A 9617-nucleotide genomic window follows, 5' to 3' on the forward strand; every position below is an offset into this window, starting at 1 on the left:
CGCGCAGCGGGTTACAGTCGCCAGCACCGCCAGCGACGAAGCCAACCTCTGGCAAGCGCGGCGGGTGATTGCCCCGGCGCTGGCCCGCATCCGGCCCAACCGGCTCGGTGAAGACATCAGCGTCCCGGTCACACGCATCGCCGAATGCGTCAACCGGATCAAACAAGTCAGCGCCGCCTACGAACTACCCATCGTCGTCTTCGGCCACGCCGGCGACGGCAACCTGCACCCGAACATCCTGTTCGACGCGCGCAACCCCACCGACATAGCCCGGCTCTGGCCGTGCGCCGAAGCCATCTTCGCCATTGCGCTTGAAGTGGGAGGCACCCTATCGGGCGAACACGGCATCGGCACGCTCAAACGACCGTTTATGCGGCAAGCGTTGGGTGACGTGCAGATCGCTATCCAACGCGCTATCAAGGCATGCTTCGATCCGGAAGGGCGGCTCAATCCGGGCAAGGTATTGCCGTCGTGATCGCTGGCAGTGCACGAGGGCGCGGCTCTTGTCATTGCGAGGGGGCGCAGCCCCCGCAGCAATCTCCTGCTGTAGCGGAAACGGGCGCTGAGGGCGTGCTCCCGTGTTCGTGGGGGATTTCGCAATGACAAGCGGGGAGCAGGGGCGTTGCCCCCACCCCAACCCTCCCCCGCTGGGGGAGGGAGTCACTCTGTCATTGCGAGGGGGCGCAGCCCTCGCAGCAATCTCCTGCTGTAGCGGAAACGGGCGCTGAGGGCGTGCTCCCGTGTTCGTGGGGGATTGCTTCGCCGCCTCCGGCGGCTCGCAATGACAATGGGGCGGGCAGGATGCTTGAGCGGGTTGCTCCCGCGCGCACGGGGGATTGTTGCGCTGCGGCCCCCACCCCATCCCTCCCTCGCTGGGGGAGGGAGTCACTCTGTCATTGCGAGGGGGCGCAGCCCCCGCAGCAATCTCCACCTTCAGCGAAAACCAGCAAAATATGGTACAAACTACCAACAACTGTCACGATAGCACCGAGAGAACATCCATCGCATGCTCATCACCAGTCTCGCCAACCCAACCATCAAAGCATTACGCGCGCTGCGCCAGCGCAAAACCCGCGTCGAACAGGGCCGCTATCTGATCGAAGGCATCCGGCTGGTGGCCGAAGCCATCCAATGCCACGCACCGCTTGAGCTGCTAATCGTCGCGCCCGATCTGCTCACCAGCGCCTTCGCCCGCGAGATCGCGGCAGACTACGCTGCCGGCGGCGGGAAGGTGATCAACGTCAGTGCGGACGTCTTTGCCAGTCTTGCCGGCAAAGAACATCCGCAGGGGCTCGCGGCGGTCGGGCGAATCCAATACACCCCGCTAGCCGGCCTACCGGCAGCCGAGACCGGCTGGGTTGCACTGGTCGAAGTCGCCGATCCCGGCAACCTCGGCACGGTCTTGCGCACTGCCGACGGGGCCGGCTTCAGCGGCGTGATCTTAGTGGGAGCGACCACCGATCCCTTCGATCCGGAGGCAGTGCGTGCCAGTATGGGTGCGATCTTCAGCCAGCCGATTGCACGCACGAACTGGGCCGAGCTGGTGGAGTGGAGCCGCGCGCGCCAGATCGCACTCGTTGGCAGCTCTGACCGTGGCGCACACGACTACCGCACTGCACCGTACCCGCAGCCGCTGGTGCTGGCGCTCGGCAGCGAACGGCAGGGGCTCAGCGCAGACCAACTCGCCGCGTGCGATCTGGTAGTGCGCATCCCGATGCGGGGACACAGCGACTCGCTCAATCTCGCGGTCGCAGCGGGAGTCCTGATGTACGAAATCACCCGCCATCGTTAACTCTCAACCGCCATCCGCATCCCCAATGCCGCTAACACCGCGCCGGCAGCATAATTCAGCCGCCGGCGCACCGCCGCCTGCCGCAGCCACCTACTCACCCCCACCACCACAAACGTCAGGGTCGAAAACCAGATCACACTGAGGGCAAAATGGATCGTCGTCAGCGCCAGCGCGGTCAGCAGCACCGGATCGTGCGGATCGATAAACTGAGGCAAAAACGCTAAATAAAACACTGCCACCTTCGGGTTCAGCACATTGCTCAACACCCCCTCAACGAAGGCGTGGCGTTCTTGGCCGGAGGGCAGGTGAAATTCAGGAACAGTGCGTTGCCGCCACGTGGTAATCATCGTCCACACCCCCAACCCAACCAAATAGAGCGCACCGGCCAACTTTATGGCGTGATACAGCTCGGCAGACTTCACCACAATTGCAGCCAACCCTAGACCAGACAACGTTGCCTGCACAAACAAACCGCTCCCGATCCCAAACGCGGTAGCCAAGCCGGCAAGGCGACCGCGGGCCAGCGCATTGCGCAGCACCAGCATCGTATCAGCACCGGGGATGAGGGTAAGGATAGCGACGGCAACCGTGTAGGCGAGCAAGCGATCGGTGAGCATGGTGGCGACTCCGGATAGTGACGTAGCATATTGGAGTAATGATACTCGATTTGTTATCTTTCATACGCAAGACCAGACGGTACCCTTGCCGCGCTATGGCAACCTATGGTAGAGTGACAGCGGGATTCGTCAAATCGTTCCTACGTAAACTGCCTGTGGATTGCCGTATCTTGTCGAGCGATCCCACTGGATGCCCTATTCGACCTAATCGAACCTATGCGTCGCTTCTTTCTGCTCTCAATCTTCGTGCTCGCCGCTTGTGCGGCGCCGGTTGCGCCGGAACCTACGGCGACGGCCACCCCACCTCCGACCCGTGCCCCCACGTCAACACCGACCACAGCGCAAAGCGCGCCAACGACGACCGGCTACTTCCCTGAGTTGCCGCGTGGCCGCACCGCCGAAGGGTACCAATATCTCGGCAATCCCAATGCCCCGGTAACGATCATGATCTATTCCGACTTTCTCTGCACCTCATGCGCCGTTCACACCCTTGATGTCGAACCGCGCCTGATCGAGGAGTTTGTCGTTCCCGGCCAAGCTAAAATCGTCTACCGCCACTTGTTGCAGTTAGGTGAACGCTCGGAGTTATTGGCCGAAGCTAGCGAATGCGCCGCCGATCACGGTAAATTCTGGGAGTTGCGCCGCGAGCTGTATGCGCGGTACAATCAACTGTACTTCAACACCCGCGAGACGGTGATCGATCTTGCCGCTGGTTTGGGCATACCAAGGGATGCTTTTACTGCCTGCCTTGATGCACATACCTATCGGGCACAAGTGCAAGCTGATTATGCGGCCGCAATGGCCGAAGGGGTGTATGCCCGGCCAGTGTTTCGAATCGGTAACGAAACAATGGTAGGATCACAACGGCTTGAGACATTTGCGCAGGTAATCGAGCGCGCGGCGCGGCGGTGAGGCATTGGTTGAGGAAGAACATGATGGCTCGTTCTAGGCCCTTCTGGCCCCTCAGTGTGATTATCGTTGGCTTGACTTTTGTCTTTTGGGTATCGTTATCAACTTTACCGAACGCGTCGCGGGCTCAACCAAGTTGCGATAAGAAACCGGCGTATCCGGGTTGCTCTGAACCTCCAGTCGACTGTGGCTCGTATCCGGCGAATGTCTGCGATGTAACGAAGACAGCCGTCATTGTTAAACGCACTGCCTCCGCAGCTCCGGTACTGACCCAAACGGCGCTAGCGCACGGTCAGCAATCACAGCCGGCGACAGCAACACCTACTCCTACTATACCGGTCACGAATACGCCAACACTAACTGTCTCACCTGCTGTCACAGTCACACCAACGCTGAACAGAACGGTGGCTACACTACCGCCAATCATCACGCCATCACCCACCATACCATCGTTGCCAACCCCAACGATGCAGTCCGCCCTCCGTTGCGCTCCCGGTGACGCGCTCGAATTGACTGGCGTAACCCGCCCACAAACGGCGTTGCTGGTTCTGTTCGACGACCGTCCGGTGGGCGGCGGCGCAAGCGATCGTACCGGCGCGTTCCGCATCGTGCTCCGGATCGGCGACGAACGTCCCGGCGCCCACAACATCGTGGTGCGCGAGCGTGAACGGGCAACGGTGGTGGCCGAATATACCTGCGAGACCCCGCCCCCGCCTACCCCAACCCCGACCTTTGGCCCGATTCGAGTGACGGTGACGCCGTAGGAGCACCGTCTTGGCGGATTGTCTCCATAATCAATGCCAGCGCCCGTTCGCGGGAACGGGTCAACATTTCGAGTTCGGTGAGGAGGAGGTTGAGCCGGCGATAATCGCGCCGGATGGCCTGTTCGTCGGCTGAGGAGAGGTTAGGGCGAGCGGCGGCGAGCCACTCCTCAAATGAAGCGCGCCGGCCAAGCAGGTCAGGCGCGCCAAATTGGCTGAGCCGCTGCCAGAGATTTGCGGCGCTGTCGGCCAGCAAACGCACACTGTCGATGGTCATAATGCCGGTGATACCATAACTAGCGAGCTCGTTTCCACGTGCGTCATGCACCCTTCGTATGGTAGTTGGTGATCAATTTAATACGGATCGGTCGCGAGATTGAGTTTCGCCTCTGGTATAATCGAAATAGCAATACTGGTAGGAAGCTATGCGTGAACCAATCTCTATCCAAGCAACCGAAACCGCCAACACCGGCGCTGTCCCTCGCCTAATCGAGCCGCCCCGTTTTCGCCCGCGCGAGCGTTTTCTGCGGGTGTCGTCGTTCTTTCTCGGCGTTGTGATCCATATTTATATTTGGGATATCTTTCTCGCCCGCTTTGCCATCTTTCGCTGGTATGTCCAACGCACGATGCTGCGGCGCTGGGTGAATATTGCCCGGCGCTTTCGCATGATGGCGGTTGAACTAGGCGGGATGCAGATTAAGCTCGGCCAGTTTCTGTCGTCGCGGGCCGATATTATTCCCGATGTGGTGCGACGCGAGTTGACCGGCTTGCAAGATGAGGTGCCGCCGGCCCCCGCCGGTCACGTGCTCGAAGTGATTCTGGAAGAGTTAGGCGCACCGCCGAGCGAGATCTTTCGTAGCTTTGAGAAGGAATGCGTCGCCGCCGCTTCGTTGGGGCAAGTGCATTACGCGGTGCTCCACGATGGACGCGAAGTGGCGGTGAAGGTGCAACGGCCATGGATCGATAAGATTATTGAAGTCGATCTCAGTGCCGTGACATGGGTGGTGCGCTTGATCAAGAACTATCCGCCGATCCGCCGGCGCGCTGACCTCGAAGCCCTCTTGGCTGAGTTCGCCCGCGTGTTAGTGCAAGAATTAGATTATGTCCAAGAGGCGCGCTCGGCGGCGATCTTCCGCCAGAACTTCGCCAACCATCCCGGTATCTATATCCCTGAACCGATCTTCGAGCTCACTACCCGCCGCGTGTTGGTGATGGAGCGGATCAGCGGGATTAAGATCACCGATTTGCATACGCTCGACCAACTGGGGGTCAGCCGGCTCGAACTGGCTGCCCGGCTCAATAACTGCTACCTCAAACAGTTCTTTATCGATGGCTTCTTCCACGCCGATCCCCATCCCGGCAATCTGTTCGTGCGGGTGGAAACCGGCCTTGCTGCGACCAAAACAGCGCCGCCGCCGATGCCGGCTAGCGTCAATGGGCACGCTACGATTGAGACGCTTGAAGCGCAGTTGCCGATCGATTATGCGCCTGATGAAACGCCGACCGGCACCCCCTTCACGCTCATTTTTGTTGATTTTGGCATGGTGGGCCGGTTGCCGCCAGAGACGATGGAGATTATGCGGCAAGGCGTGCTGGGGTTAGCTACCAATGACGCCGACCGGTTGTTGAATTGTCTTGAAAAACTGAATGTAATCTTGCCCGGCGCTGACCGCCGACCGATCAAGGCGGCGCTCGAAACGATGCTGCGCTATTCGTTCAATCGCACAGTGCGCGAGTTGACCAATCTCGATGTCGAGGCCATTATGGCCGAGACAAAGGATCTGATTTACGATCTGCCGTTCCAGATTCCGCAAGATTTGCTCTATTTAGGGCGGGCGCTAAGTATGGTGGCGGGGTTGGCGACCGAAATCTACCCCGATATCAATCTCTTCCAAGAGTTGCGCCCGTTTGCGCGAGCGATGCTGGCCCAAGAACAACGCAATGGCAATTGGTTCGAGAAGTTCCAACAAGAGTTAGCTGAAATTGGCCAGATTTTGATCGGTCTGCCCCGCCAAATGGATGCGTACTACCGGGCTGCCAATCGCGGCGAGTTGCAAACCCGCTCGGATTTGAGCCGGCTCGAACGCAGTATGAAACGGGTGGAGCGGGCCACTGACCGGTTGATGGGCGGGATGCTGGCGACTGGTCTGTTCCTCGGCGGGGTGCAATTACGTACCCGCGGCCTCGAACGCGAAGCAAGCCGGGCATGGTGGGCGGCGGCGGTAGCGATTCTCTGGGCGCTGTGGCCGCGCAATGAGCGGTGGTAATGCATCGGCTATCCTATGGCGTAATGGGATACGGATGCCCACGGATTGAGACGGATGTTCACGGATGAAACCAATCGTGCCAATCCGTCCTCGTTCAGGGATGCAACGGGTTTGTACACATAAGGCCAATCGTGTTCATTCCTGCCATTCGTGAGCATCCGTGTTCTTTTTCATTTTTTAAGACACATCCGCATGAACAACGACATCCGCTTTCCAGCCAATTTCTTATGGGGCGCAACAACTGCTGCGTATCAGATCGAAGGGGCGTGGAACGAAGACGGCAAGGGCGAGAGCATCTGGGATCGCTTCGTGCGGCGGCCCGGCGTCATTGTTGATGGCAGCACCGGCGATGTCGCCTGCGATCATTATCACCGCTACGTCGAGGATCTCGACCACATGGCGGCGTTGGGGCTGAAGGCGTATCGCTTCAGCATCGCATGGCCGCGGATCTTTCCCACCGGCGCCGGCCAACCCAATCAGCGCGGGCTTGATTTCTACCGGCGTTTGATCGACGGCCTACACCAGCGCAATATCGTACCGGTTGCCACCCTCTACCATTGGGATTTGCCGCAGGCGCTAGAGGATCGCGGCGGCTGGACGAGTCGCGACACGGCGTTGCGTTTCGCTGAATACGCCGATTACCTCTTTCGCCAGATCGGCGGTGAGGTCGCGCTGTGGGCCACCCACAACGAACCGTTTATTCAGGCGTTCTACGGCTATGGCAACGGTGAAAATGCGCCGGGCAAACGCTTGCCATGGCAGGTGCTTAAGGTCGTGCATCACCTCTTGCTCTCACACGGGCTGGCAGTAAGCGCCTTCCGCGCTGCGCGACCGCAACCAGCCCGCGCCGATCTGCCGCCGCCTCAGATTGGCATCGTCCTGATGTTGTGGCCGCATTACCCGGCCAGCGATCACCCTGCTGACCGCAACGCTGCCCAACGGATCGACGGGGTGATGAACCGGCTCTTTCTCGAACCGCTGTTCCGCCGGCGCTACCCCGCCGATCTGATGGCCCACTTTGCTCGCCGGCTCATCTTCGCGCCGGTCAAACCCGGCGATATGGATAGTATCAGCCAGCCGATCGATTTTCTCGGCATTAACACCTACACCCGCCTGTTTCACGCCTGTAACTGGCGTGAACCGTTTTTGCTGGCCAAGCAGGTGCCGGGGCCGTTGCCCAAGACGGCGATGGGGTGGGAGATCTATCCCGATTGTATTATCGAGGCTTTGCAAAAGGCGCGTGAGTATACCTCCATCCCGCTGTACATCACCGAGAATGGAGCAGCGTTCGATGATCCGCCACCCGGCCCGGCTGATCAGGTGGTTGAAGACCCTGATCGGGTCGCGTACCTCCGTTCCCATATCGAGGCATGCCAGCGCGCGCTCGCTGCCGGCTTCGATCTGCGCGGCTATTTCGTCTGGACGCTGATGGATAATTTTGAGTGGGCGAAGGGGCTGAGCAAACGGTTTGGGATTATCTATACCGATTACGCCACCCAACGCCGGGTGTGGAAGCGCAGCGCGCACGCGTACCGCGACATTATCGCGCGCAATGGGTTGTGAAGCGCCGGTGCGCCATCATGCGCAACGATCAGCGTTATTTGTTGGCCGTTGGCCTGTTGACGACCGGCCTGACGGTAGGTTGGTTGTTTGCCACCATCGCTTACGCTGAACTAGGGTACGGCAGCTACCGGATCGGGGTGCCATTGATCGGCGACCTCACGCTGATCGGGTTGCTCAATAGTATGCCGGTGCTGGCCGGCGGGATCAGCGGGCCATTGGCGTGGCAAGCGGTGCGGCGGTGGGGCGCGCGTCCGGCGTTGTTGCTTGGTTGTTGGCTGCATAGCGCGGCATTGCTCGCGCTGGCGCTAGCCCCGCTCAGCAGCGCCATCACCCCGGTGACGGCATGGATGTTGTTATTCGGCGTCTCGCTGAGCGGGCCGGCCAGCGCGCTCTTTAATCTGGCCGGGCCGCCGCTGATGATGCAACTGAGCGGCGCCGATGGCCCTGACCGGCTCTTTGCCCGCAGCGCAGCCTTGAGCTTGATCATCGGCGGCATCGCCAATCTGCTTGCCGGCAGTTTGGCGACGGCGTGGCGGGTGGCGCTGGTCGAGAGCGATGCCATCGCGTCGTACCGGCTCAATGCCGCGCTCAGCGCAGCGATCGTCGCCCTCGCCGGGTTGCCGTTGCTGAGACTGCGTCTCACTGCGCAGCTATCATCGGCGCTGGCGATGACAATTCGACGCGAGATCGGCGACCTCTGGCGCACGCTCATCAAAGCGATCATCTTCGCGCCGGGGCCGCTGCTCATCTCGCTCGGCGCGGCGCTGTTCATCCCCTACCTTGGTCTCTTCTTTCGCCAACGCTTCACCGCCACCGACGCCGCCATCGGGCTGTTGTTTGCCCTCATCAGCCTCGCCACCGGTCTGGCAACGCTGGCCGGGCCGCGCCTCGCGGCGCGAATTGGCCGCATGCAAGGCGTCGTGCTGACGCAGGCGCTCGCTATTCCCTGCCTGATTGCGCTGGCCTTTGCGCCTACGTTGCCGGTAGCGGCCCTGATCGCAATGCTGCGCGGCGCGCTGATGAATATGGCCACGCCTTTGTTTGAGGCCCATGCGCTGGCGCAGACGCCGCCTGAACACCACCCCACCGTGATCGGTCTCATCCGGGCCGCCGCGTCGGTGGGGTACATTGCCGGCCCTACCATCAGCGCCGAACTGCAAAGCGCCGCCGGTTTTACGCCGATCTTGCTTATTGCGGCGCTGTGTTACACGGTCGCGGTGATCGTTAATGGCACGATCTTTGTGTGGCGCAGACAGCGTACACCTTAATGGCGCCGCATAGCCGTGCGGCGCTACGAGGTTATTTGCGTACCAACGCCAAAAACAGGTATACTGGCAACAGATTGTCGCCGTTCACCGATTGAGAGCCACGCCATGCAACCACATCTGTTTACCCCGCTGACCATCGGCAGCGTCACCCTACGCAACCGGATCGGCATGTCGCCGATGTGCCAATACAGCGCCATCGATGGCTTCCCTAACGATTGGCACCTGATGCATCTCGGCGCGCGGGCAGCCGGCGGGGTTGGTCTCATTATTCTCGAAGCGACCGCTGTTTCACCCGAAGGCCGGATTTCACCGTTTGATTTAGGCATCTGGAGCGATGATCACATTGATGCGCTGGCCCGGTTGGTCAAGCTGATCGAGAGTCTCGGCGCGGTAGCCGGCATTCAATTAGCCCATGCCGGGCGCAAGGCTAGCGTCGGCCG

Annotated in this window: 9 protein-coding genes and 1 pseudogene; 8 read left to right on the top strand and 2 right to left on the bottom strand. The window is 60.6% G+C overall.

Annotated features, from left to right (window positions below):
- Both U9R81_RS08365 and U9R81_RS08370 read left to right on the top strand, forming a co-directional pair.
- Positions 1-475, top strand: a 475-nt coding sequence (locus U9R81_RS08365; RefSeq protein WP_322495027.1) for an FAD-binding oxidoreductase, incomplete at its 5' end; no start/stop codon positions are given.
- Positions 476-1006: 531 nt separating this feature from the next.
- Entirely contained in the window at positions 1007-1792 is a 786-nt protein-coding gene (locus tag U9R81_RS08370) for an RNA methyltransferase (protein WP_322495028.1), read from the top strand.
- Here the strand turns inward: U9R81_RS08370 and U9R81_RS08375 are convergent.
- On the bottom strand, positions 1789-2409 hold the full coding sequence (locus tag U9R81_RS08375; RefSeq protein ID WP_322495029.1) for a LysE family translocator: 621 nt from the start codon (positions 2407-2409) through the stop codon (positions 1789-1791). The genes U9R81_RS08370 and U9R81_RS08375 overlap by 4 nt on opposite strands.
- 216 nt (positions 2410-2625) lie before the next feature.
- On the opposite strand from U9R81_RS08375, the gene U9R81_RS08380 reads away from it, so the two are divergent.
- Together U9R81_RS08380 and U9R81_RS08385 are read left to right on the top strand one after the other, a co-directional pair.
- On the top strand, positions 2626-3321 hold the full coding sequence (locus tag U9R81_RS08380) for an Rcas_1661 family thioredoxin-like (seleno)lipoprotein (RefSeq protein WP_322495030.1): 696 nt from the start codon (positions 2626-2628) through the stop codon (positions 3319-3321).
- A 401-nt stretch (positions 3322-3722) separates the two neighbouring features.
- Positions 3723-4082, top strand: coding sequence for a hypothetical protein (locus U9R81_RS08385; RefSeq protein ID WP_322495031.1), 360 nt, complete (start codon positions 3723-3725; stop codon positions 4080-4082).
- Here the strand turns inward: U9R81_RS08385 and U9R81_RS08390 are convergent.
- Complete coding sequence (locus U9R81_RS08390) at positions 4033-4356, bottom strand: hypothetical protein (RefSeq protein WP_322495032.1); 324 nt, start codon at positions 4354-4356, stop codon at positions 4033-4035. The two genes, U9R81_RS08385 and U9R81_RS08390, sit on opposite strands and share 50 nt — an antisense overlap.
- A 148-nt stretch (positions 4357-4504) precedes the next feature.
- Here U9R81_RS08390 and U9R81_RS08395 point away from each other — a divergent pair, with 148 nt between their 5' ends.
- From U9R81_RS08395 to U9R81_RS08410, 4 genes and pseudogenes are all read left to right on the top strand, one after another.
- Positions 4505-6346, top strand: a complete 1842-nt coding sequence (locus U9R81_RS08395) for an ABC1 kinase family protein (RefSeq protein WP_322495033.1) — start codon at positions 4505-4507, stop codon at positions 6344-6346.
- A 192-nt stretch (positions 6347-6538) separates the two neighbouring features.
- Positions 6539-7909: a GH1 family beta-glucosidase gene (locus tag U9R81_RS08400; RefSeq protein ID WP_322495034.1), complete on the top strand. Its 1371-nt coding sequence runs from the start codon at positions 6539-6541 to the stop codon at positions 7907-7909.
- 17 nt (positions 7910-7926) lie between these two features.
- The gene (locus tag U9R81_RS08405; protein WP_322495035.1) at positions 7927-9177 is read left to right on the top strand and encodes an MFS transporter; all 1251 of its coding nucleotides are present in this window, start codon (positions 7927-7929) and stop codon (positions 9175-9177) included.
- A 105-nt stretch (positions 9178-9282) separates the two neighbouring features.
- Positions 9283-9617: pseudogene (locus U9R81_RS08410) on the top strand (oxidoreductase); the annotation flags it as partial.

It is taken from the genome of Chloroflexus sp., assembly GCF_034435895.1.
In the GTDB taxonomy this organism is placed as follows: domain Bacteria; phylum Chloroflexota; class Chloroflexia; order Chloroflexales; family Chloroflexaceae; genus Chloroflexus.

Bases quoted from the DNA above. Each gene is read 5' to 3' on its own strand.
- U9R81_RS08370 (WP_322495028.1), top strand. From the start codon at position 1,007: ATGCTCATCACCAGTCTCGCCAACCCAACCATCAAAGCATTACGCGCG.
- U9R81_RS08375 (WP_322495029.1), bottom strand. From the start codon at position 2,409: ATGCTCACCGATCGCTTGCTCGCCTACACGGTTGCCGTCGCTATCCTT.
- U9R81_RS08380 (WP_322495030.1), top strand. From the start codon at position 2,626: ATGCGTCGCTTCTTTCTGCTCTCAATCTTCGTGCTCGCCGCTTGTGCG.
- U9R81_RS08390 (WP_322495032.1), bottom strand. From the start codon at position 4,356: ATGACCATCGACAGTGTGCGTTTGCTGGCCGACAGCGCCGCAAATCTC.
- U9R81_RS08395 (WP_322495033.1), top strand. From the start codon at position 4,505: ATGCGTGAACCAATCTCTATCCAAGCAACCGAAACCGCCAACACCGGC.
- U9R81_RS08400 (WP_322495034.1), top strand. From the start codon at position 6,539: ATGAACAACGACATCCGCTTTCCAGCCAATTTCTTATGGGGCGCAACA.
- U9R81_RS08405 (WP_322495035.1), top strand. From the start codon at position 7,927: ATGCGCAACGATCAGCGTTATTTGTTGGCCGTTGGCCTGTTGACGACC.